Below are 24,745 nucleotides of genomic sequence, written 5' to 3' on the forward strand. Positions count from 1 at the left end.
AGTATGCCATTTCGTTACATTGTTTTTTTAATGTTTTTTGTGTCTCAAAGTGTGGTTGCGCAACAAGTACAGGTGCTTAATAAACTTACCGAAGAACCAATTTATGGTGTTGCCATTTACAATAACGATAAAACTAAAAGTGTTATTACCAACCTTAACGGAGAGGCTAATTTAGAAGTCTTTTCAGATACCGAAACCATTTATTTTCAGCATCTGTCCCATATTTTAAAACAGCTCACAAAATCACAAATCAACCCATTGAATATTGTGTATTTAGATGCCAATATGCAAGGTTTGGAAGAGATTGTAATTTCAGCATCAAAGTTTGAACAAAACAAAAAAGACATTCCACAGAAAATTATAAGTCTAAATTCAAAAAACATCCAATTTACAAATCCGCAAACCAGTGCCGATGTATTGGGAAACACCGGGCAAGTGTATATTCAAAAAAGCCAATTAGGAGGCGGAAGCCCAATGATTCGTGGGTTTTCAACAAATAGGTTGTTAATTTCGGTGGATGGTGTAAGAATGAATAACGCTATTTTTAGGGGCGGAAACCTGCATAATGTTATAGCTATCGATCCGTTTGCCATTCAGAATACCGAAGTTACTTTAGGCTCGGGTTCGGTTATTTATGGTAGCGATGCCATTGGCGGCGTAATGAGTTTTTATACCCTAAAACCCAAACTGTCAAATACCGATACCCTTTTGTTTAAAGCCAATGCTATTGTGCGATATGCTACGGCAAACGAAGAAAAAACAGGTCATTTCGACTTTAATTTAGGCTACAAAAAATGGGCGTTTTTAACCAATGTGAGCTATACGGATTTTAACGATTTAAGAATGGGAAGCTATGGCCCCAATAATTATTTAAGGCCAGAATTTGCATTGGCAACAACTAATGGCGATGTTATTATTGAGAACAACAACCCTTTAAAACAAAGGTATTCGGGATACAATCAATTAAATGTGATGCAAAAAGCACATTATCAGCCGTACGAAAATTTAAGTTTCGATCTGGGCTTGCATTACACCACAACTTCCGACATACCAAGATACGACCGATTGATCCGATACAAGAATGATGCTTTGCGTTCGGCCGAATGGAATTATGGGCCGCAGCAATGGTTTATGTCTAATTTTCAAGCCACCAAACTAAGCAGTCGTTCTAATTTGTACAATAAAATTAAGGCGACCTTGGCGTACCAAAATTTTCAGGAAAGCAGAAGAGATAGAGACTTTCAATCGGATATTAGAAATATAAGGGAAGAGACTGTCGATGCCTTTTCAATTAATTTGGATTTTGAAAAAAATCTAGGTTCAAAAACGCAATTTTTCTACGGACTGGAATATGTTTACAACAAGGTGATGTCTCACGGTGAAGAAGAAAACATTAGCAATGGCACAAGCTTTCCAACCGTGTCGAGATACCCAAACGGGGCGAGTTGGCAATCGGCAGCCATCTATTCGAGTATTAAATACAAACCCAATCCGAAGTTTGTTTTCCAATCGGGGTTACGTTTCAACCATATTGTGTCAAAAGCCGATTTTAAAGCGAATAACGCCTATTTGAATTTACCTTTTGAATCCTCTGAAAATAAGGCAGGCGCCTTTACCGGAACCGCGGGAATCAGTTGGTCGCCCAACAAGATTTTGCAATGGAAACTCAATGCCTCATCAGCTTTTAGAGCACCAAATATTGATGATATTGGTAAAGTATTCGATTCCGAACCCGGGTCGGTGGTCGTGCCCAACGAAAACCTAAAACCCGAATATGCCTATGGTGGCGAACTGGGTTTAAAACTGAGCTTTAGCGATGATTTTATTTTGGATATGAGCACTTATTACACCTATTTAGATAATGCTTTGGTACGCCGCCACTACAACTTAAATGGCGAAACACAGATTATGTACGATGGCGAACTAAGTAATGTGCAAGCCATACAAAATGCATCGAAAGCGTGGATTTATGGCTTTGAAGTGGGTTTGAATATGAATATTACCAAAAGCCTAAAACTAACCTCGCAATACAGCGTTACCGGTGGCACCGAAGAAAAAGAAAATATTGAAGTGCCCATTCGTCATGTGGCCCCTAGTTTTGGAAACACGCACTTAATTTGGAATTATAAAGATTTAAAAATTGATGTATTTGCCAATTACAACAACGAATTGGCGTTTAATCAATTGGCACCTTCTGAAATTGGGAAAGATTACATTTATGCTATAGATGAAAACGGCAATCCGTACGCACCCTCGTGGAGCACGTTAAATGTGAGAACGCAATACCAATTAACAAAGTCAACAACACTTACCGCCAGTTTAGAGAATATTACGGATAAACGCTATAAAACCTATTCGTCGGGTATTGCCGCAGCAGGAAGAAACTTTATTTTGGCCTTAAAATATAGTTTGTAACGTCATTGCGATGACGAAGAAAGTGGTATCTTTCTTATTGAATCAAAAACGTCATTGCGAGGAGGCACGACGTGGCAATCTTTCTAATTAAAGCTAAAAACCCAAAACACTATGGTTACAGCTTCAAACAAAGAAGTATGATTCGAAATGACAATAAAAACCCGTTGTGCATTTTGAATGAAAATAATTTCAAATGTCAGTTCGAGTGATTTTGAGGAACGAAAAATTGTATCGAGAACCCATTTATGGTTTAAAAATTCTTATTCTCGATACAAATTTTACTCATTTCAATCGTAAAATTCACTCGAATTGACAGAATTTTGCCAAAATGCACAACGGGTAATAAAATTATCTTTTAATAACTTTTTTAGTAATTATCGCGCCGTTTGATAATTCCACTTTGGCAATATAAACCGTGTTTTTAAGGTTTGCAAGCTGATAGGTTTCAGAGTTGTTAGCGCCTTTTAAGTTGTAAAGTGGTCTGCCTAAAAGATCGAAAATGCTTACTGTTTTAATGTTTACATGGTTTGACACTTTAAAGTTAACGCGGTCGTTTTCCAATTCGGTAATAGTCAGGCTATTTTCATTTTCAATGATGTCGTTGGTAGACAAGGCCTTATCGCTAAACGCAATTTGAAAACGGTTGTTAAACTCACCGGTTTCAGATGTAAAGGTGTAATCCGAAGCTGTTAAATTATGGGTTGTAGCAAGTAAGTTATCCTTTAAATACACGGTATTATTGGTTAAGTAATCGCCTTCTAATTGTGCCACAGATAAGGTGTAAAGTGTTGCTGCATCAATGGAGGTTTCAAAACCTAAATCGATGATTTCGTTTTCATTTAAATCGCTAGGTGCCTTACCTTGTATAACGAATTTTTTATTTGAACTGTCTATTAGCGTGTATAAAACCGCTGGAGCACCAGAGGATAAATTTTTGGGCGCGTCAAAAGCTTCACCATCATAAGCACTGGTGGCAGAATCGACATAGGCCACTAAAACTTGATTAAACACACCGTTATCCGAAGTTAAATTAATCCATAATCTATTGGTGATGCTTGGGTTGTTTTTAGAATTTGAAGGCTTAAAAAACTGATCATTATTTCCGGTAACGCGCATGTCGTTGTTAAACTTAACCGTATTGCTTAAAACCGGAAACACACCACCTGTAGTGGGCGCATCATTGGCAAATGTTACAAAAAAACCTTGGCCCGAAGGAATAAATTTATTTGGAACTTCTCCACCATTAACCGCTTGTGTTCCACCGGATTTATTGACTGATGCATAATCATCTTGACTAAAATTGTTCACTTGATTTCCCGGGTTTGCCCCAGATGCAGTTCTTATATGCGTCCAAAAATAAACAACACCGCCAATTGTTCCGGTTGGGTTGGTTGCTAAATCATAGGTGTTTAAGTCAAGAAAAGCGTCTAAATTAATGGCCGACGGATAAGGGTTTCCTATCAGATTCCAGTTGCTATCCATCAATTCGGTATCATTTCTATAAATGGTCACCTCAATATCACCGGTGTTAAAAACCCCGGTAAAAGTTGCGGAGTCGTTATAAGGAAATGGAAATGGCAACAAAGGCGGGGCAACAGCGGTTACGGCGTACCCCAAACCCGGTGTCATGGCGCCAGTTGCAACTTGCCAATCATTCCCATCGTCATCAATATCATCGGGTATATTATTAGACGTTCCTACGGTGTGTTCATCCAAAAAATTAGAGCCGTCGTACAAAAAACGTCTACCATCGTCAGGGTTAGGAAATACCGTTGTGATATCATTATTGGTTACGGGAGACGACCAATAGGTATAATGCAATCCGCTGTCCACATAATTCCGGGTTGTTTTAGTTAAAGAAGCGCTTCCTGAATTTAAGGTAATAAAAGTACCCGCCAATAGGTTCACCCCATTTTGCATAAATGCACCTTGTTCGGCTACATTTATGTTGCCGTTATCTACGGTTACCCCATCTTCAATTTCAATATAATAGCCATTGGCAACATTGAGTGTGCCTAAAACGGTTAAATTACAAGTAGAAAAACTACCGTTTGTAGCATTTGTGGTATAATTTCCGTTTATAATTGTTAATAGCGCGGTTCCGGTTGTGGGTACGGTACCTGCGGTAATGCCACCGGTCCAAATCCAGGTTGTGCCGTTCCAGGTTGCGGTTTCTGTACCACATTGGCCATAACCAAAAGCACTGATAAAAAGAACAAATAAAAGGCCTAGCCTTTTGAAATAGGAAATTCCATTCATAATATTAATTTTTAAAAAAAATGAGAGATATTATGAAATTGGAGAGGTTTTTTGGGGCAAAATCATAACTTGATGAATAACGACAAGTTACTCAGCCAACAAAACTAAAAAAAAAGGGATTGGCTCACAAGTAATTTTTTTAAAAATTTAGGTAAGCCAAATCATATCAACAAAGTATAGACGCGATGTTGCTTTACTGCTTAATCGCTTTTTTGGTAATAACAGCACCGTTTGATAATTCCACCTTGGCAATATAAACCGTGTTTTTAAGCTTTGAAAGCTGATAGGTTTCAGAACTGTTAGCGCCTTTTAAGTTGTAAAGTTGTCTGCCCAAAAGATCGAAAATAGTAACGGACTTAATTTTTAGATTATCCGACAATTTAAAGTTTACGTGGTCGTTGGCCAATTCAATAATTTTAAGGGCATTGTCGTTTAAACCCATAGCGTTGGTAGATAACGCCTTATCGCTAAACGCAATTTGAAAACGGTTGTTAAACTCGCCAACTTCTGAAGTAAAGCTATAATCGCAAACCTTTAAATCGTGGGTTTTATTTAAAAGATTATCAATTAAAAAAACGGGATTGTTATTTAAAAAGGCGCCCTGAAATTGCGCAATTGAAAAGGTATAAAGCGTTGCCACATCAATGGCGGTTTTAAAGCCTAAATCGATGATTTCGTTTTCATTTAAATCGCTCGGGGCTTTGCCTTGGATGGCGAATTTTTTATCACAATTTTCCACAACCGAATAAAGAATTGCTGCAACATTGGATGAAAGATTTCTAGGTGTATCGTAATAAGTGCCATCATCATTTTTTGATGCGCCATTAACATAGCCAATTAATATTTGATTTGAAATACCATTGTCGGAAGATAGATTTATCCATAATTTATTAGGGTCTAAAACTGGGTTGGAGTTTTTGCCTTTGCTGCCTTTAAAAAATTGGGTGTTGTTCCCAGTAATTCTCATAGAATTATTAAAAATTACATTTCCGGCAGCTAATGCTTCTACGAAAAAACCTTGACCAGAAGGTATATGTCTTGTTGGTCTTGTTCCAGTATCTCCGCGAGCACCTATTTCCCCTGTACCTGCATTAATAATGGCATAATCATCAACAGAAAAATTATTGTTTTGACTGCCTCCAGCATTACTATTTGGAGGGGTTGCTTGATCCCAGAAATATACGACATCCACTAATCCACTATTTACTGTGAAAAATTGATCAACGTCTATTGCGCAAGCATAAGGATTTCCTATAAGATTCCAATCATTATAAGCACCGCCACTATTGTCTACAAGAGAAACAGTTATTGTTCCGTTATTTAAAGGGCCAAAAAAATCATAACTTTCAGGGTTTGGATAACCACCAGGACCAACAAATTCAGCGCCTGTTGTAGCGTATCCAACACCAGGTATCATCGTTCCTGAGGAAAAAGAAACCCAGTCATTGCCATCATCGTCAATATCATCAGGACCAAAAACAAAAGTATTTGAATTTCCTATTTCAGTTAGTAAATCAACAAAATTAGCAGCTTCAAATCTAAATCTCCTATCGGTTGGCGTAATACCAAAAGTACTTTCAATAGTTGTTCCAGAAACCGGAGAACTCCAATATGTATAACTGTACCAATTTTGCATGGTTTTAGACTTACGAACTCTTACACCATTTGTAGAATTATCATTAAACGCAGCAGTATCATTATTTTGGACAAAACTACCTTGCGGATCAACATATAGTTGACCATCCACAGTAACATCATTTTCCACTTCAACAAAATCGCCATTTTCAACAGTTAGTCTAGCACCACTGTCTATAGTTAAGCTACAAGCTCTAAAACTTACTTCACTGCCACCATTACCAGTGTCGTAATTATCGGATATAATAACTGGAGTGTTTATCGTTGGCCCACTTAATGGAGACCATGCTCCCGCTGTCCATGTTACGGTTGGGGATGAACAAGTAGCAAGTGCGTTAACTGTACCATTAATAACTATTCCTTTATCGGTGGCAGTGTTTTCCTCAATGTCAAAAGTACCACTAGCTGAGGTTGCGCTGAAAGCATATAATCTAAATGTAATAGTTCCGGTGATATTAGTATAAGCGGTTAAATCAATGCCATTGTTGTCTTCTGATACAGCAGATACAGAGGCATCAGTAAAAATTGATGAAAATCCAGAGCCTATATCAATTTGAATATCCACCATAGTTGGTCCTTGCCCACTTCTGTCATATGTAATATCCATTGTTGCTAAATCAATTTCATAGCCAGCATTTGGGGTAAGTGTCCATTCTAAATAATCATCCGTATCTAAAGTGGCAGCTGTTGTCCAATCTCTAGAATTGTAAGTTGTTCCGGCATTAACATTAATACCAGGACCTCTACAAATACCAGAAGTACTTGCTAAATTGAGATTTGAATCAGCTGAAATTATTCCACTGCAACCAACATTCGCAACAGAGCTATAAGAAGCTATTTCTTGCCCATACCCAAAGCTAAATGTTAAAAGCAATATTAATAAAGTAATTTTTTTCATAACCGTTAAGTTTTAATATCCAAGATTTGGTTTTTATTAATGTACCAATTGTTATTTTTGAAACATGTATTCCAAAAAAACATATACCCTACAAGAAGCCACCAGTAAACTGGAGCATTATTGTGCGTATCAAGAGCGCTGTCATCAAGAAGTGAGGCAAAAGCTAGAAAGTATGCATATGATACCCGAAGCTATTGATGTAATAATAGTACACCTATTAAAACACAACTATCTTAACGAAGCACGTTTTGCCAAAACATTTGTAAGTGGTAAGTTTAGGATTAAGCGTTGGGGACGCCGCCGTTTAACTTTCGAATTAAAGAAAAAAGACATAAGCAAAGTTAATATAAATCAAGCACTTAACGCCATTGAAAATGAGGAGTACATCGAGGTTTTCAATAGTTTAGCCGAAAAAAAAGTCAATACAATTAAAGAAACCAACGTTTTTAAGAAACGAAAAAAATTAATCGATTATCTGTTATATCGCGGTTGGGAATCGGCTTTGGTGTACGAAAAGGCCAACGAGCTTATTAAGTAATACCGTTTTTTTGATGGGTTCTAACAATAGCCTGCTCGTTTTTCCAATCAATCCATTGTTGCCCTTTTAAGCGGCGCATGGCATTGTCGTAATTCCGCATAACCAAAAGGTTGTAAACGGCCTTACCAAAGTTTTTGGGGTTACGGGCAATAGCACGCAAACTCATGGAAAACCCGGGCGTAATATAACGCATGTAGTGCCAATAACCTTCGGGCATGTACAGCACTTCGCCATGGTTTAATTCGGTTTTAAAACCCTGGGCCTTTTTAAGCATGGGCCATTTTTCAAAATCCGGATTGTTAAAATCAATATCCTCTCTGGTAATCAACGAATGCGGAATTTTATACAAATAATCGTTCTGTTTTTGGTCGAAAAGAATAATCTGTTTTTTGCCCTCAAAATGAAAATGGAAAATGTTTGCCAAATCAATATCGTAATGCATAAAGGTGTACGAATCCCTGCCGCCAAAAAACAGCATGGGCAAGCCTTTCATAAGTCGCAACCCAAAATCCGGAAAGCTAAAATCGTTTTGCAATTGGGGTACTTCCTTTAAAATATTCCACAAAAAAATGCGGTATTTGGTAGGCTCGCGCTTTAATAAATCCACATAATCGGCCATTTTCATTTTGGCATGCGGCTCGTTAAAACCCTCTTTGTAATCAACGGGTCGGTCGTCGTAAAGCGGCACCGTAATATCACCGGCAACACTTTTTATATACTCCAAATTCCATTTGGTGTAAGCCGGCCAATCCTCAATAAAACGCTCGATAACCACAGGCTTTTGCGGTTTAAAATACTGCGTTAAAAAGTCCTGTTTCGAAATCGTTTTTACCCGCGGAATGTCTTGTAAGTTTAGTGCCAATGCTTAACCTTTTAGTAAATCAAAGTTAATAAAACGTTGTTAAATATAAAATAAGGCCTTGCAGTTTGGCGCAAGGTATTTTTTGGAATGGCCGTTCCCGTGAAAACAGGAATTTAAATCGTGTTTTGGGCGTTCCCTACGCTTATACCTACAAGGTTTTCACTTCGGCAAGCTCAGTATAGGCAAAACCTTGCAGGATCGCTTCGGTTGGGCTTTCCGCTATATCTTTTTAAATCGTCATTGCGATGACGAAGGCCGTGGCAATCTGCCAAATTTTAGTTCCCTCAATCTTTGTTGTATTCAAGTTTTAAAAAGGATGCCGCTTCAATCCCTAACGCGGGCTTGCCATAAGTCCGTTTTTATCAAGCTCTGGTTATTGTTTCATCGCTTTGGCCTTAGCCTTGGCAACTTCGTTACGGGCAATGGTGTGTTCGGGGCGTGTCCATCTTGGTTTTTCGCCCAAGGCTTCAAGTTTCGATTCGGCAGCTTCAACCGTTTGTGGCTGTACCTTTTTGGTAAAAGGCTTTTGCGGATTTAATCCCAACTCCTTAAACATTTCCATATCCTCGTTTACATCCGGGTTTGGTGTGGTTAACAATTTATCGCCTGCAAAAATAGAATTGGCGCCCGCAAAAAAGCACATGGCCTGTCCTTCGCGCGTCATTTGCGTGCGTCCCGCACTTAAGCGCACTTGGGTTTCCGGCATAACAATTCTGGTGGTGGCCACCATTCTAATCATCTCCCAAATAGAAACCGGTTCTTGGTCTTCTAGCGGAGTACCTTCAACTGCCACCAGCGCATTAATGGGAGTCGATTCGGGTTGCGGGTTTAACGTGGAAAGTGCCACAAGCATGCCCGCTCTGTCTTCAATATTTTCGCCCATTCCAATAATACCGCCAGAGCAAACCGTAACGTTGGTTTTGCGCACGTTATCAATAGTGTCCAAACGGTCTTGGTAACCACGTGTAGAAATCACTTCTTTATAATATTCTTCCGAAGAATCCAAATTATGGTTGTAAGCATACAAGCCTGCTTCGGCTAAACGCTGCGCTTGGTTTTCGGTAATCATCCCAAGCGTACAGCATACTTCCATGTCCAATTTGTTAATGGTACGCACCATTTCCAAAACCTGGTCGAACTCTTCGCCGTCCTTTACATTTCGCCATGCGGCACCCATACAAACGCGCGAGCTTCCTGTCGATTTTGCGCGTAAGGCCTGCGCTTTTACCTGTTTAACCGTCATTAAATCGTTGCCCTCAACATTGGTGTGGTAACGCGCCGCTTGCGGACAATACCCGCAATCTTCAGAACAGCCTCCGGTTTTAATGGACAAAAGGGTAGAAACCTGCACCACGTTTGGGTCGTGGTTTTTTCGGTGTATGGTAGCGGCTTCGTAAAGCAGCTCCATAAATGGTTTGTTGTATATTTCTAAAATTTCTTCTTTGGTCCAGTTGTGTTTGGTTGCGCTCATAGTCTTAAATATAGGTGTAAAAGTAGAAAATTCCGCTGGAAAAGCGGAATTTTAATTTTATTCTTTATGTTCAGATTTATCAACATCCTCTTTAAAAGGGGCGTTTTTTGTCTTGACGACCTCCTCTTTAAGATCTTTTCCTTTTAAATAATCGGGCAACTGCATGCCAGCCATATTAAACATTTCCTGCAAAGGCGGCACCGATTGGTACATACCGGAAAGGAAGTTTGCGGTTGACGACTTACCATCTTTCCCGCCACCGTTTTCCCAAACGGTCACTTTATCGATTTTAATGTTTTTAATCGCTTCGGCTTGTGTTTTAACCAATTCCGGTAACTTATCGGCAATCAATAACAACACCGCATCTTTTGAGTTGTTGCCAGCCGCTTTCACGATTTGATCTAAACCGGCCGCTTGTTTGGTTAGTACTTCGTACAACCCTTGGGCTTCGGCTTGGGCTTTAAAGAGTATCGCATCGGCTTCACCCTTGGCGCGTCTTCTAATTTTTTCGGCCTCGGCTTCCGCATCTATTTCTACTTTCTTTTTATCTATTTCAGCAGGTACAATTACATCGGCCATTTGTGATGAGCGCTCTCTTTCGGCCCTGGCGGTTTCTGCTTCCTGTTCCGCAGCATAAGATTCTTGCAAGGCTTTTGCGCTTTGTACTTTTTCTGAGGCTATCGCTACACGTTCGGCTTCTGCTTCGCGTTGACGACGTAACGAATCGGAATTTGCAACCGCGATTTTTGCGGTGTTTTCACCTTCAACGGCTTGGGCATTTGCAGCGGCAACCTGGGTTCTTTCGTCTTGCACCGCATTGGCTTCACCAATGGAACCATCCCTGGTTTTTTCGGCCACCGATTTACGGGCGGCATTTATGGCATGTGCCGCGGCTTCTTTTCCTAAAGCTTCGATATATCCAGACTCATCAACAATATCGGTAATGTTTACGTTGATTAATTTTAGTCCTACTTTCTTCAATTCGGTCTCGACACTTTGTGAAATGTTGGCCAAAAATTTATCGCGGTCGTTATTGATTTCTTCAATATCCATGGATGCGACAACCAATCGCAGCTGACCAAAAATGATTTCCTGTGCCAAATCCTGAATTTCGTTTTGCCCTAATCCTAAAAGTCTTTCGGCAGCATTTTGCATGATTCCCGGTTCGGTTGAAACACCAATGGTAAAACGCGATGGCACATTAACACGAATGTTTTGTTTTGATAAAGCGTTTACTAAATTAACTTCAATGGAAATTGGGGTTAATTCTAAAAACTCGTAGTCTTGAATAACAGGTAAAATAAAGGCAGCACCACCATGAATACATTTAGCCGATTGCCCGCCGCCAACTTTACCGTAAACGACCAAAATCCGGTCGGACGGACAGCGTTTGTAGCGTCTTATTAATACAATTAGAAAAAGGAATATAAATAATACGCCAAAAATTAGCGCCATGGGGAGTCCGAAATTAAAGCCCTCCTGAATTATCAGTAATCTCATAAGTGTGTGGTTTTGTGGGTTCTATTGGTTTTATTGTTTGATCGACTATTAAAATACCGTTGTTGGTAACATCAACAACTTTTATAATGGTGCCAGATTTTAGCGGTGTAAAAGAATCGGTAAGCGCATCCAGTTCGCGCAACGACCCTTGAACCTGTATGCTAACTTTTCCCATTTTAGAGCGGTTGGCACCAATGGTTAAATATACTTCGCCAATGGCATCAATAGCGTTTTTGTAGTTTAAAGTACCGCTATCGGTTAGCTTTCGCATAAAGTAAAACATAGCGGCCATAATGACCATCATCACCATTCCGGATAATAAAGAAATGATAACGGTTAGGGGTTTTGATAATCCAGCTTCAATACAAGCTATGCCGCTCCAACCAAAAATGGTAAAAAATCCCACTAAATTTTTAAAGGTTATAAATTGAAACCCAATACCGGTATCGGCATCTAAATCCTCAAATTCATCAGTGTCGCCACCCGTAAATGCTAAAATGATTACAATGGTAAAAACAAGTGAGCCTATAATGGCAATGAGCCAATATATTTTTAAAAGTAAATCTAGATTTGAAAACCATTCTGCCATTGTGAAAACGATAATTATTACGGAATAAATATACAACCTTTATAAAGTTTTTCAACTTTATCTTTAAAGAAAAATAAGCGTAACATTTCTGTCAGAAATAAAATATAGTGTAGCTTATTTTCTACTTATAAGTAGTTGGGATTTGTATTTTGTTACAAAACCATGTAAAATTTTACGGGAATTACTCAATTAACTGTCTACCCAACTCAGCTAAAAAAGGAAAACCTACCGTATCGTATTCGTAATTATTATCGTTAAAAATCTGATTTTTATTTACGTGAATGGTGGCGGTTATTATGTATTCTTTTTTGGTTTTTTCATTTACAATATACGCGCAATCGGTTAGGTAACCATAAGCATTACCTACTTTATTGTATATTTTTATGTGTTTGGGCAATGGTTTTTTGGAATCGCCAAACACCAAAAACTTGACATAGCTTTCGTAATAATCGTCGGTAGTGTAACCCGCTTCATGAGGCAAGATTTTCATGGTGTTAATTAAAAACGACCTGTCGATTGGTGTTAAATGAAATTGTTGGCGATGTGGATATAATTCAGGAAACATGAGCCGTTTCATAATTTGGTGTAAAGCGGTTACGGGCAAATAGTTTTTTAACGAAAAATCCATAGGATTATTAACCAAACTATCATTAGCCATATAGCCTTTGCCTTTGGTGATTTTGTTTAATTTTAAAGGATTTATGGGTTGATTGATAACGGAATCGGTTTTAAAAATAACCTCATTTTGATTGTAAAAGATAAGCGGTTTGGTTTTTAAATCGGCAGAATTATCAACCGATAATCTATGGGAAATTCTGGCGTTTATGCCTTTCTCTTTCAGTTTTCTGTTAATGAAATCTTTACCTAAATACTCAAACAATCTGTTATATGCAGCGTTATCGCTTACAGCAAATATTTTTTTTATGGCATTGGATACTGTTGTTTTTGTACTGTCACCTTCAACATTAAAAAGGGTGTTTCTATCGATAAGCGTATGGTCCTTAATTTTTTCCAGAGCCAATATAGCAATGGGTAATTTTACGGTACTCGCAGGATAAAAATAGGTATTGTCGTCAACCTGAAAACTGTAATCTTTAAAGTAAACGGAATCCTTTTCCCTTTTAACTTCAGTAAATAAAATTTGAACCTCGTGGTTCCCGATAGCATCCGCAATGGTTTTAATTTTTGGGTTGCTGGAAGCCAAAACGGTTTCAATAGGGTCTGTGCTTTCGCTTTTACAACTTGAAAAGAAGGTTATAGCGATTAAAACAAAATATCTCATGGTAGCCATTTGTTTCAATAAATATAACATTTTATTTTGTTAACAGGATTGAAACGGCATTACCGCCAAACCCAACGGCATTCACTAAAATATGTTTAATTTTTTTAGGTGTGTTTTGATGCTCTAAATATGGTATTCCAATAAATTTTTGATGCTGTAACATTAAAATTGCCAGCTCAATACTTAATGCGCCGGATGCTCCAAAGGTGTGCCCTATTTTCCATTTGTTGCTTGTTAATGCTGGAACGTTGTTTTTAAAAACAGCTTCAATGGCTTTATATTCCGAATGATCGCCTTTTACGGTGCCCGGAGCGTGCATGACGATAATATCAATATCGCTTGGATTTAGATTGCCCAATGCCATTTTCATCGATTTTTGAAAGCATTTGGCATCGGTAGAAATGGAAATGTTGTGCGTTAAAATTTCGGTGGCGTAACCCATGCCCGTTATGTAAGCCAAAGCGTTTTCTGTTTTACCGTATTCCAAGCAAACCATGGATGCGCCTTCGCCTAAAACCATGGTATTTTGCTTTTTTGAAAGATTTAAAGCTCGACAGGGAAAAGATTCTTCGTCTAATTTGGCTTTTGAATAAATTTTTAAGGCCTGCATTTGTGCTATGGTAAACGGTGTTAATGGCGCTTCGCTGCCACCAACCAAAAACTTATTGCACATGCCGGAATTTAACCAAGCCACGCCATTTAACAGAGCGTGTAAGGCTGTGGAGCAGGTTATGGAATGGCTTATTTCTGGGCCATTGGTTTGTAAATCGTGTGCCACCCACGAGGATATATTTCCCAGTGTTGTGGTTGGCGAGCTTAAGGTTTTTGCTTTATTGTTTTTTAGGAAATCTTTATGGTAATCCTCGAAAAGTTGCGTGGCGCCCCGAGACGACCCAATGTTAATGCCGAAGTTGTCTGAAGCTTTCCAATAGGCATCTTTTATGGCTTGTCGTGAGGCGTACATCGCATATAAAACGGTATTGTCCAGCGATTTGTATTTGTTGTCGGATAGCCGTAAAGCTTCAATATCTTGTTTTGCTTCTTGAGGAATTTGGGCCACTAAAACGGATTCGTTTTTTAACCTTTTCTCGGTAATGTAATGTTGGTTGTTTTGATAGTTTTCCCAAATGTGATCCAACGATTTTCCTAACGGGGAAATGGATGCCATGGCGGTTATGGAGACTGGTTTTTGCAACGTTTTAAGTTTTGGTAAAAGTAATACTTATGTGTGTGCTATAATAACAACCGAATATAAAAATATAAACACTTTGGATTGTGCTTTTGTTTTTGGACAATCTCGTTGTTTGCCGCTTCGCTACCGCAAGGGTCTGTTTTGTGGAGGCGAAATTAAGTTTAAAGTAAATGGAATTCTATAATCTTGGTGGCAAGTACTAAACCCGCGTTAGGGATTGATCGGTTCGACTGCGCTCACCGCAGGCTAAATGTTTGAGCTCGCCGACGTAGGAGGAAGCGCGTAGTGAAAGCCCGACCTTTTTTGCCCTGAGCGAAGTCGAAGGGTGGGGTAACGCCCAAATTTTCTGGATAGTTCTGCTGAGCTTGTCGAAGTACAATTCCGATAGAAATAATCGTAATCACTTGAAGTGACAAAAGTTATTAAATACAAAAACGCCTTGCTAAACAGTTAGCAAGGCGTTTTAAGTTATTTAATTTGATTACCGTCTTTATCGAAAAAGTGGTATTCTAAGTATGTGTAAGCATCTCTTGGTAAAATTTTAACCCATTTTTTGTGCTCAAAAAACCATTTTGAGCGTACTGATGGAAAACCTTTTGTTAAGAAGGCCGCTATAAAAGGATGTGTGTTTAAAGTCAGCTTTTTATAGTCTTTTTTTAATAGTTTTTCAAGATCGTGATTTATTTTTTGCACCAATCCTATGGGTGCTTCAATCTCAGAACCATTAATAATCTCGTCAGGGTTTTCCTCACGGGTTTTAATGTTCATTTCTGGACGTACACGTTGTCTTGTTATTTGTATCAAGCCAAATTTACTTGGAGGCAGTATTTTGTGTTTTGCCCTATCGTCCTTCATTTCGTCGCGAAGGTGATTAAAGAGCTTCTGCCTGTTTTCTGCTCTTGTTAAATCTATAAAATCTACTACTATTATGCCGCCCATATCGCGTAAACGCAACTGGCGCGCCATTTCGGTAGCGGCGATTAAATTAACCTCAAGTGCGGTATCCTCTTGGTTGTTTGCTTTGTTAGAGCGGTTTCCGCTGTTTACATCTATTACGTGGAGCGCTTCGGTATGTTCAATTACCAAATACGCACCTTTTGCCATAGAAACGGTTTTACCAAAGGAGGTTTTTATTTGTCTTTCAATCCCGAATTTCTCGAAAATTGGAACTTTAGACTGATACAATTTAACTATTGATTCTTTTTTTGGTGCAATTTCCTGCACGTAATCTTTAATTTGATAGTAAAGCTCTTCATCATCAACATGAATACTTGTAAAGCTGTCGTTGAATATGTCTCGTAAAATGGACGAGGCTTTATTCATTTCTCCCAATACTTTACTTGGATGATGTGCTCTGTGTAGCTTTTTGCACATTGCATTCCATCGCTGGAGCAAATTTTGCAAATCTTTATCTAGTTCAGCTACTTTTTTGCCTTGTGCTACCGTACGAACAATAATACCAAAACCTTGCGGCGTGATACTTTTAACCAATCGTTTTAATCGGTCTTTTTCTGCTTTGTCTTCTATTTTTTGAGAAATAGAGATGCGACTGGAAAAAGGGACCAAAACAATATATCTACCGGCTATAGAAAGCTCAGAACTAATTCTGGGCCCTTTGGTGGATATGGGTTCTTTTACTATTTGTACTAATAGCGATTGATTTGATTTTAAGACATCGGCAATTTTGCCGTCTTTATCAATATCTTTTTCAAATGGGAAGTTTTTTAAAGAAAAATCTTTTAGTTTACCTGTGCTTACACGTTTTGTGAATTTTAAAAGCGAAGGTAGTTTTGGCCCTAAATCGTGATAGTGCAAAAATGCATCTTTCTCGTAGCCTACATTTACAAATGCGGCGTTTAGTCCAGGAACGGCTTTTCGTATTTTGGCTATAAACACATCGCCAACCGAGAAGTCGTTACTATCTTCATCTTTCTGTAATTCAATAAGTTTTCCATCTTTTAATAAGGCAAAATCAACGTCGTTAGAACTAGATCTAATGATCAATTCTTTATCCATTTAGTTAATTTTAATCCATCACTTTAATAAGCGACAGATGGATTATACATTATTTTTAATCTGATAATTGATGTTTTTTTAATTATCGGATTGAATACCTTAAGCTAATCTAAGTGATTTAAGATTAACCTTTTACTAAGGTATTTCACAGGATTTTTAAATCCGTGGAGTTCAAAAAACATCTAAAAAAGACGCTAAAAATTTTAATGAACTCATTTCAAAGAACTTGTTGTTTTTTAAAACCGAAAAAAGTAGCTGATCTAACTACTTTTTTGGTTTATTTTTTCTTTTTGTGACGGTTAGCGCGTCTACGTTTTTTACGTTTGTGCGTCGCTACCTTATGTCTTTTGCGTTTTTTACCACTTGGCATAAATAGTGTCTTTTTAAATTAATAATTCGTTTGAAGCTCGTTTACTTCACTTCTACATTTGTTTTAACGCCTTCTACAAAAACTTTTGCAGGCTTAAATGCAGGAATGTTATGAGCTGGTATTTTAATGGTTGTGTTTTTAGAGATGTTTCTTCCCGTTTTTTCAGCTCTTGTTTTTACAATAAAGCTTCCAAAACCTCTTAAATAAACGTTGTCACCACTTTCTAAAGAGGTTTTTACTTCTTCCATAAATGTTTCAACAGTTGCTTGAACATCACCTTTTTCAATTCCTAATTTCTCTGAAATCTTTGCTACTAAATCAGCCTTCGTCATTTTAATATATTATTTTAAGTTACTATTATAGTTTTTAAGGGATGCAAATATAGGAATTTAAAATTCAATATTTCAAACCTAATTCATTAAAATTTAAGATTATAAACGTTTATTTTTGTTTGCTTTATTTAACGAATCAATGATTTTTTCAAAAACACTAAAACACTGGTACTCAATTAATAAGCGAATGCTTCCTTGGAGACAAACCCAAGATCCTTACTTTATTTGGTTGTCTGAAATTATTTTGCAACAAACCCAAGTTAAACAGGGATTGCCCTATTACCAAGCGTTTGTTGCCCAATATCCAACGGTTTTTGATTTGGCAAAAGCCGATGAAAGTGAAGTGCTAAAATTATGGCAAGGGCTCGGGTATTATTCCCGTGCCAGAAATCTGCACGCGACTTCAAAGTATATTGTAAGCGCGTTTAACGGGGAATTTCCCAACAACTACAAAGCATTGCTAAAACTAAAAGGGGTTGGCGATTATACCGCCAGTGCCATCGCTTCAATTTGCTTTAACGAGGCCACAGCCGTGGTTGATGGTAACGTGTATAGGGTGTTATCGCGATATTTCGGAATTGACACGCCCATAAATTCATCAAAAGGCGTGAAGGAATTTAAGGCTTTGGCCCAAGAATTAATCGATAAAGAGGATCCGGCCAATTTTAACCAAGCCATTATGGAGTTTGGTGCGGTACAGTGTACACCCAAAAATCCAGATTGCCGCATTTGCCCTTTAAATAAGGGATGCATTGCTTTTAACAAGAATAGAATAGCCGAATTACCGGTTAAAATTAAATCCGCGAAAGCGAAAAAAAAGCATTTTAACTTTTTGGTATTCGTATCAAAAGACCAGAAAACCGTATTGGAAAAGCGCGAGGGTAAAGGGATTTGGCAAAACCTGTATCAATTTCCTTTAGTTGAAACCGATAAAAACCTAGATTACAACCAATTTAAAACGCTTGTAAAAAACCATACTTTGTTGGAAGGTATGCCGTTTGAATTGCTGTTATATAATAAGGACGTGATGGTTCATAAATTATCGCACCAGCATTTGCACACAAAATTCTGGATTGTAAATGTTGAGCGTTTAAATGGTAACGCAATTTCAGTTGATAAAATACACGACTTTCCCGTGCCAATTATAATAGGAAACTTTATTGAGGCGTTTAATTTTTGATACTCGATTTTAAACAGTCATATTTTTTTACTAATTTTAAGTTTATCAAATGCAAAAGAGTAATTTTGCAGTATTAAATTAAAAAAGATTATGTCAGGAACATTAAATAAAGTGATGCTTATTGGGCATTTGGGAGATGAGGTAAAAATGCACTATTTTGAAGGCGGCGGATGTATTGGTCGCTTTCCGTTGGCAACAAACGAAACCTATACCAGCAAACAAACCAACGAGCGCATTACAAATACCGAATGGCATAATATTGTGGTGCGTAATAAAGGTGCCGAAATTTGCGAAAAATATTTAAGCAAAGGCGATAAAGTGTATATTGAAGGCCGATTGAAAACCAGAAAATGGCAAGACGATAAAGGTGCAGACCGGTACTCGACCGAAATCCATTGTACCGATTTTACGTTTTTAAGTACTAAAAAAGAAAGCGATACCAATGCGGCCAATAAACCTGCAGCGCAAAATACCAATGTTGCTGCAAAACCATCAGGACCGGCGAAACCTGTTGAAGAAGATAGTGATGACCTTCCGTTTTAATATCAAAAGTGGTTCTCGATTTGTGTGTCGAAACCTATGTTTAACTAATACCATGGTAATTGGATCCTGACCCCGCGAGTTTTATAGCATTAGTTTTGGCAATTGATTTTTCAGTTGTTAGTGGTTTTGCATTACTGTTTTTACTGTTAATTTGTTCCGGACTTATTTCGGGTGCTGAAGTTGCTTTGTTTTCACTCACAAGAGCGGATATTGACGAAGGTTTGGCAGCCAATTCTAAACGCATTCAAATTATAGCAAAACTCTTAGAACGCCCTAAAAAGTTGTTGGCAACCATATTGGTATCCAATAATTTTATAAACATAGCCATTGTTATTTTGTTCGCGTATTTGGGCGGCAATCTGTTTAATGCCATTGCATCTCCGGTATTGAAATTTGCCATAGAAGTTATAATTGTAACCTTTCTTATTTTATTGTTTGGCGAAATATTACCTAAAATTTATGCCAATAGAAATAAGCTAAAGTTTGCTTCGTTTATGGCCTATCCGTTGCGTGTTTTAGATGTGTTGCTTACGCCTATAAGTATGCCCATGCGCGGTGTTACATTGGCCATTCATAAAAAACTGGGCAAGCAAAAATCGAATTTAAGTGTCGATCAATTGTCGCAAGCTTTAGAGCTTACCAGCGAAGACGACACGACTAAAGAAGAGCAAAAAATATTGCAGGGTATTGTCTCTTTCGGAAACACCGATACCAAGCAAGTTATGCGGCCGCGAATAGATATTTTTGCGCTTAATATCGAGCAAAAATATGCCGAAATTATGCCCGAAATCATTGCCAACGGTTACTCCAGAATCCCGGTTTATAGAGATAATATTGATACCATTGAAGGTGTTTTGTACGTTAAGGATTTATTGCCATATATAGACCGGAAACAGTTTGATTGGTCAACCTTGTTGCGCGAGCCCTTTTTTGTGCCAGAGAATAAAAAGCTGGATGATTTAATGGCGGAATTTCAAGAGAAAAAAGTGCATTTGGCCGTTGTGGTTGATGAATATGGAGGTACTTCGGGATTGATTTCCTTAGAAGATATTATTGAAGAAATTGTGGGCGATATTAGTGATGAGTTTGATGATGAAGATTTATTGTATTCAAAATTAGACGAGAACAATTATGTGTTTGAAGGGAAAACCGCTTTAAAGGATTTTTACAAGGTTGTTAAAGTTGAAGATGATACTCTTTTTGAGGACAATAAAGGCGAAGCCGAAACCATTGCCGGTTTTGTTCTGGAAATATCTAAAAGTTTTCCGAAGTTAAACAGTAAAATAAATTTCGAAAATTACGTTTTTACTATAGAAGCTTTAGATAATAAACGTATAAAGCGCATAAAATTAACCAAGACTTAATGAATAAGAATTTTTACGTTTGGCTATTAATAATCGTCTGTTTGTCTTGCGGAGAAACAACAACCCCAAAACCTAAGGCAGAATTACGATTAGAATACCCGAAGGCTAAATATGTTGATGCCAATTTGCAATTGCCGTTCACTTTCGAGAAAAATTTACTGTCCTCAAAAACGGTCTTAAAAGAGCTCAAAGCACCAACAAAAAGTTACGGTATAAACTTGGAATATGCAGCGTTAAAAGGCACCATTTTTTTAACCTATAAGGCTATTGAAAAGGACGAAAAAAACCTGATAAGCTTTTTAAGGGATGCCCAAAAATTCACCTTGGAGCACACCAAAAAAGCAGACGAAATTCCTGCATATCCATTTGAAGATGATAAAAGAAAGGTTTACGGTTTGCTATCCGAAGTAAAGGGAAATGTGGCGTCGCCCGTACAGTTTTATGTAACCGATAGCGTTAATCATTTCTTAACGGGCTCGTTATATTTTAACGCCAAACCCAATTACGATTCTATTCTTCCGGCAGCAAATTATCTGCAAAAAGACATTAAGCATATTATGGAAACGTTAAGGTGGCGCTAATCCATTTTACTCGCACAATTTGCTCTTAAGAGGTGTAAAGTTGTATATTTATAAAAGATAATTAAAAATTTAATGACTCTTAATATATATAACACCCTAATACTGGCGGGCATTATACAAGGTTTTATATTTTCTATTGTTGTTTTTACTTCTAAAAAATACAGGCATAGATGTATTTATTATCTCATTGCTCTTATTCTGTGTTTCACACTTAGCAACCTTCAGTATTTTTTGTCGGACGCCGAAATCATCACCCGAGTTGATATGCACAACTTCATCTTTTTTCCTTTGGGATCTTTAATACCAGTGCTTATCTATTTCTACGTCATTATCTTTTTATATCCTTCAAAAAAAATAGTAACTCAGGAAAAGCTGCTGTACATTCCTTTTTTGTTTTTCCTTATCTTCACTTTTGTTTATAGGGTTAGTATAATTTCCCATGTTGAAAATAAGGTGTCTTATACGGTTTTCGGCTACTTTTTAAGTGTTCAGGAATTGGGCGGACTTATACTCACTATTGCTATTTTAACCTATTTGATTTTTAAGCTTAAAAAGTTTAAAAAAAGCCAGAATCGTTTAGATTTCAATATCATACATGGTGATTTGAATTGGCTTACCATTACATTAATCATATTTGTAGCCTTAACCCTTTTATGGATGGTACTCGCCATAGATAACATTTTTTTCTCAAATTTCAGCACCTCATTCTATGCGCTTTGGGTAAGCATTTCTGCAACTATTTATTGGCTTGGGTATATAGGTATTTATAAATTTAAAGTATTGGAACAACGCAAAACAATACGGCGAAGTGTAAATAAAACCCAACAGCCAATACATCTTAAATCTGAAAAAAACGAATACATCCAAAAGCTGGAAGATCTTTTTCAGAAGGATAAAATATACTTAAATCCCAACTTAACATTAGATCGTGTTGCCGATACATTAAATATAAGCACCAGCCATTTGTCTAGAATTATTAACACAGAATTGGGTGTGGGCTTTACCGAATACCTTAATAGGTTTAGGGTAGAAGAAGCAAAAAGATTATTAAATACCCCAGACTTTTTTAATTATACCATTATAGCCATAGGGTTGGAAGCAGGGTTTAACTCAAAATCGGCATTTTTTAATGTATTTAAAAAAATAACAGGGAAAACGCCACATGAATATAGAAAGGGACAGCTGAAAGAAAACTAGAATTAATTAACCTGTTCAGCGTTTTGACCAAATTTGTCAATTCGAGTGAATTTTACGATTAAAATGAGTAAAATTTGTATCGAGAATAAGAATTTTTGAACCATTAATGGGTTCTCAATTCAATTTTTCGTTCCTCAAAATCACTCGAACTGACCTATTGAAATTAATTTCATTCAAAATACATAACAGGTAATTTATTATAACAAATCTTCAACTAGAGCTCAGTAAATTGTTATGAATAAAACCCAAACCTAAACCCTCTAAGGAGGGGAATAGCCGCAAGTATATTTCTCTCTGCCAATAAATATCGATTAAAAATACACGCAACGCTTCCCCTCTTGGGAGGGGATTAAGAGGGGGGTGGGTTAAAAAAGCAAATACACACTTTTAATGATTCCTAATTTTTGATATTCCCATAAATCGGGACTGCATCCCAAGTTTTCAGTCTTAGATTTGGTAAGCACCTCCTTTCTTCTGTGTTAACAATAGCGTATTGTTTAATTAAAAAAGCTAAAAATGAAAACATTAAAAACTTTAATTACCATTGGCGCACTATGTTTTTTTGCCTGTGATAAAACCGAAACCCTATCAGAAATTGATTCAGATTTCAACATAGATATTTATGTGGTTACCGAAAATGGTTTATCGGCTCTAAAGGACTCGCGCGTAGACGACCAAGATTTTAGCATTGTAAACGATATTGAAGCCTTCGATAATTTTAATGTAGGCCCTAACTCCGAAGGCACCGTAACTCCTGTTACATATTATGGTGGTCATGAGTCTGGAACTAGAGATTTTGAACTTTACTTTGCAGGTGGAGATGGGCACATACACAAATACCACAAACGTATAAACGAACCAATTGAGAGCCTTTGGGCTTATAATACGGGTGCAGCACTAACCGCCACAGTTACCGCTTTTACGTATCATTTTTACCATACTTATGGAAGTGCAAATTCTGGTGAAAACAGACAAGAAGATTTTGTATATGCGGGCAATACCGCAGGCAAATTTGTAAGCTTACATGGCAACGGAGATGAATATTGGAGCTACACGCTTGAAAATAATGCACCCATACACAGTAGCGCTGTACATGTGGACGGACATGGCTTAGTAGTTTTTGGTGCCGACGATGGTTATGTTTACGCCCTTAATGCCTATGCTGGAGATTTATGGTGGAGGTTCGATACCGGAGGAGCGGTAAGAAGTAGCCCTGTGAACATTACTGTAAGGGTAGGGAATTTTGATGAGGCATCAGGAAAAATCATTGTAGGAAATGATATAGGAAAACTTTATGCGTTAGACATTCCTAAAAAAGAAGTGATATGGGAGCTTGATTCAGGAAGTGCTTTTAAAAGTTCGCCATTTATTAAAGATTTAAAAGGTGTTAATGAGCTTTACATAGGCTGTAACAATGGGAAAATGTATAAGTTAGATGCTGATACCGGCAGTGTAATCTGGGAATTTCAAGCTGGTGGTGCTATAGAAAGCTCTCCAGTTTACAATATTTCTACTGGTACGGCATCAGAGAACGGAATATACTTTGGTAGTGATGATGGATTTTTGTACTGTATTGATAGTAACGATGGGGCTTTAATTTGGAAAACCAATCTTAATGCTGGCCCTATAAAAAGTTCGCCTACCGTAGAATATTATTATGATATAGTTTATGTGAATACGCCACTAGGGGTATTTGGGTTGAACACCGAAACAGGCGAGATACAATCTGAATACCCTGTGCCTGCCGATGGTTTTGCTAAAAGCTCTCCTGTGGTAATATCCTACGACGACTATGATGATTACTATTTTAGTTTTAAAATTCCATCTATTTCACCAATTTATTAATAAAAACATACAAACACCATAAAACCGTTTAAGAACGCGTTAAGAAGAATTTTTTAAGCAAAAAAAACTGTCAGTTCTGAAGTTTCGGGACTGACAGGTCTTAAAAAGAGTTATGCTTTTTTAGCGCAACACGCCTTTTTACAATCGGCGGCACAGGCTTTTTTCTCGGCATCGGTTTTGTTGGCGCAACAGGCTTTGGCGCAATCTGCATCACAGGCTTTTTTAGCCGAAAAGCCTTCAACGGTCTTCATGTCGCTAACCTTATAAATATCGGCAACTTTGGTTACGGTTTCTTCAAGCGCTGTTGGGGTAACCTTAGCGTCGTTGTATTCAACCATAGCTAGTTTTCTGTCAAAATCTACTTTAGCCGATTTTACGCCTTCCATTTTGGCTATTTTTTTCTCGATGGTTTTTGCGCATCCAATTTCGCAGGTCATGCCATCAATAGTGAATTCCGCTTTAGCGTAAGTCGCATTTGGGTCTAGTGTTTTAACGGTCTCCGAGGCTACTTCAACCGTTTTAATCTCAGCTTTGGTTTCGTTTTTACAGCTAAAAGCAAAAAGTGTAATTATAGTAATGGCTATAATATTCTTAAATGTTTTCATTTGGGTGTGTTTTAAATTAATTTATCAAATCTATGGGATGTATTGCGTTTTACTTGGAAGCTTTGCATGCC

General features: G+C 37.6%; 19 protein-coding genes. 8 read left to right on the forward strand and 11 right to left on the reverse strand.

Features of this window, described 5'->3' with window-relative positions:
* The first annotated feature begins 3 nt into the window (after positions 1–3).
* Positions 4–2,415, forward strand: coding sequence for a TonB-dependent receptor plug domain-containing protein (locus RNZ47_RS03360; protein WP_311936314.1), 2,412 nt, complete (start codon positions 4–6; stop codon positions 2,413–2,415).
* 348 nt (positions 2,416–2,763) lie between these two features.
* Here the strand turns inward: RNZ47_RS03360 and RNZ47_RS03365 are convergent, their stop codons facing one another.
* Both RNZ47_RS03365 and RNZ47_RS03370 read right to left on the reverse strand, forming a co-directional pair.
* Positions 2,764–4,674, reverse strand: a complete 1,911-nt coding sequence (locus RNZ47_RS03365; protein ID WP_311936316.1) for a RemA C-terminal-like gliding motility protein — start codon at positions 4,672–4,674, stop codon at positions 2,764–2,766.
* Positions 4,675–4,867: 193 nt separating this feature from the next.
* Positions 4,868–7,207 carry a RemA C-terminal-like gliding motility protein gene (locus RNZ47_RS03370; protein WP_311936317.1) on the reverse strand — a complete coding sequence of 780 codons (2,340 nt, stop codon included), beginning with the start codon at positions 7,205–7,207 and terminating at the stop codon, positions 4,868–4,870.
* Positions 7,208–7,271: 64 nt separating this feature from the next.
* Here RNZ47_RS03370 and RNZ47_RS03375 point away from each other — a divergent pair, with 64 nt between their 5' ends.
* Positions 7,272–7,745: a regulatory protein RecX gene (locus RNZ47_RS03375; protein WP_311936319.1), complete on the forward strand. Its 474-nt coding sequence runs from the start codon at positions 7,272–7,274 to the stop codon at positions 7,743–7,745.
* On the opposite strand, the gene RNZ47_RS03380 is transcribed toward RNZ47_RS03375, so the two are convergent.
* The 8 genes from RNZ47_RS03380 to RNZ47_RS03415 all read right to left on the reverse strand — a co-directional run bounded on the left by RNZ47_RS03380 (position 7,738) and on the right by RNZ47_RS03415 (position 17,359).
* On the reverse strand, positions 7,738–8,607 hold the full coding sequence (locus tag RNZ47_RS03380; RefSeq protein WP_311936321.1) for a cupin-like domain-containing protein: 870 nt from the start codon (positions 8,605–8,607) through the stop codon (positions 7,738–7,740). The genes RNZ47_RS03375 and RNZ47_RS03380 overlap by 8 nt on opposite strands.
* Before the next feature lie 373 nt (positions 8,608–8,980).
* Positions 8,981–10,078: a biotin synthase BioB gene (gene bioB, locus RNZ47_RS03385; protein WP_311936323.1), complete on the reverse strand. Its 1,098-nt coding sequence runs from the start codon at positions 10,076–10,078 to the stop codon at positions 8,981–8,983.
* A gap of 57 nt (positions 10,079–10,135) precedes the next feature.
* Positions 10,136–11,578: a flotillin family protein gene (locus tag RNZ47_RS03390; RefSeq protein ID WP_311936326.1), complete on the reverse strand. Its 1,443-nt coding sequence runs from the start codon at positions 11,576–11,578 to the stop codon at positions 10,136–10,138.
* A complete protein-coding gene (locus RNZ47_RS03395) occupies positions 11,547–12,167 on the reverse strand; it encodes a hypothetical protein (protein ID WP_311936329.1) in 621 nt (206 codons plus the stop codon). The genes RNZ47_RS03390 and RNZ47_RS03395 overlap by 32 nt, the downstream gene beginning before the upstream one ends.
* A 181-nt stretch (positions 12,168–12,348) precedes the next feature.
* A complete protein-coding gene (locus RNZ47_RS03400) occupies positions 12,349–13,449 on the reverse strand; it encodes a serine hydrolase (protein ID WP_311936331.1) in 1,101 nt (366 codons plus the stop codon).
* Positions 13,450–13,480: 31 nt separating this feature from the next.
* Positions 13,481–14,644, reverse strand: coding sequence for a beta-ketoacyl synthase N-terminal-like domain-containing protein (locus RNZ47_RS03405; protein ID WP_311936334.1), 1,164 nt, complete (start codon positions 14,642–14,644; stop codon positions 13,481–13,483).
* 465 nt (positions 14,645–15,109) lie between these two features.
* The gene (locus tag RNZ47_RS03410; RefSeq protein WP_311936337.1) at positions 15,110–16,657 is read right to left on the reverse strand and encodes an Rne/Rng family ribonuclease; all 1,548 of its coding nucleotides are present in this window, start codon (positions 16,655–16,657) and stop codon (positions 15,110–15,112) included.
* Between the two features lie 411 nt (positions 16,658–17,068).
* Positions 17,069–17,359, reverse strand: a complete 291-nt coding sequence (locus RNZ47_RS03415) for an HU family DNA-binding protein (protein WP_109681930.1) — start codon at positions 17,357–17,359, stop codon at positions 17,069–17,071.
* Positions 17,360–17,498: 139 nt separating this feature from the next.
* On the opposite strand from RNZ47_RS03415, the gene mutY reads away from it, so the two are divergent.
* The 6 genes from mutY (at position 17,499) to RNZ47_RS03445 (ending at position 24,069) form a co-directional block, all read left to right on the forward strand.
* Positions 17,499–18,539, forward strand: a complete 1,041-nt coding sequence (mutY, locus tag RNZ47_RS03420; protein WP_311936344.1) for an A/G-specific adenine glycosylase — start codon at positions 17,499–17,501, stop codon at positions 18,537–18,539.
* Between the two features lie 90 nt (positions 18,540–18,629).
* Entirely contained in the window at positions 18,630–19,082 is a 453-nt protein-coding gene (locus RNZ47_RS03425) for a single-stranded DNA-binding protein (RefSeq protein WP_311936347.1), read from the forward strand.
* Between the two features lie 59 nt (positions 19,083–19,141).
* Complete coding sequence (locus tag RNZ47_RS03430) at positions 19,142–20,446, forward strand: gliding motility-associated protein GldE (protein WP_311936349.1); 1,305 nt, start codon at positions 19,142–19,144, stop codon at positions 20,444–20,446.
* The gene (gene gldD, locus RNZ47_RS03435; RefSeq protein ID WP_311936351.1) at positions 20,446–21,027 is read left to right on the forward strand and encodes a gliding motility lipoprotein GldD; all 582 of its coding nucleotides are present in this window, start codon (positions 20,446–20,448) and stop codon (positions 21,025–21,027) included. The genes RNZ47_RS03430 and gldD overlap by 1 nt, the downstream gene beginning before the upstream one ends.
* Before the next feature lie 72 nt (positions 21,028–21,099).
* Positions 21,100–22,224 carry a helix-turn-helix domain-containing protein gene (locus tag RNZ47_RS03440; RefSeq protein WP_311936353.1) on the forward strand — a complete coding sequence of 375 codons (1,125 nt, stop codon included), beginning with the start codon at positions 21,100–21,102 and terminating at the stop codon, positions 22,222–22,224.
* A 516-nt stretch (positions 22,225–22,740) separates the two neighbouring features.
* Positions 22,741–24,069, forward strand: coding sequence for an outer membrane protein assembly factor BamB family protein (locus RNZ47_RS03445; protein WP_311936356.1), 1,329 nt, complete (start codon positions 22,741–22,743; stop codon positions 24,067–24,069).
* A gap of 110 nt (positions 24,070–24,179) precedes the next feature.
* Here RNZ47_RS03445 and RNZ47_RS03450 read toward each other — a convergent pair whose 3' ends face one another.
* The gene (locus tag RNZ47_RS03450) at positions 24,180–24,674 is read right to left on the reverse strand and encodes a heavy-metal-associated domain-containing protein (protein WP_311936359.1); all 495 of its coding nucleotides are present in this window, start codon (positions 24,672–24,674) and stop codon (positions 24,180–24,182) included.
* Positions 24,675–24,745 lie beyond the last annotated feature (71 nt).

Source organism: Hwangdonia seohaensis (assembly GCF_031932625.1).
GTDB lineage: Bacteria > Bacteroidota > Bacteroidia > Flavobacteriales > Flavobacteriaceae > Hwangdonia > Hwangdonia seohaensis.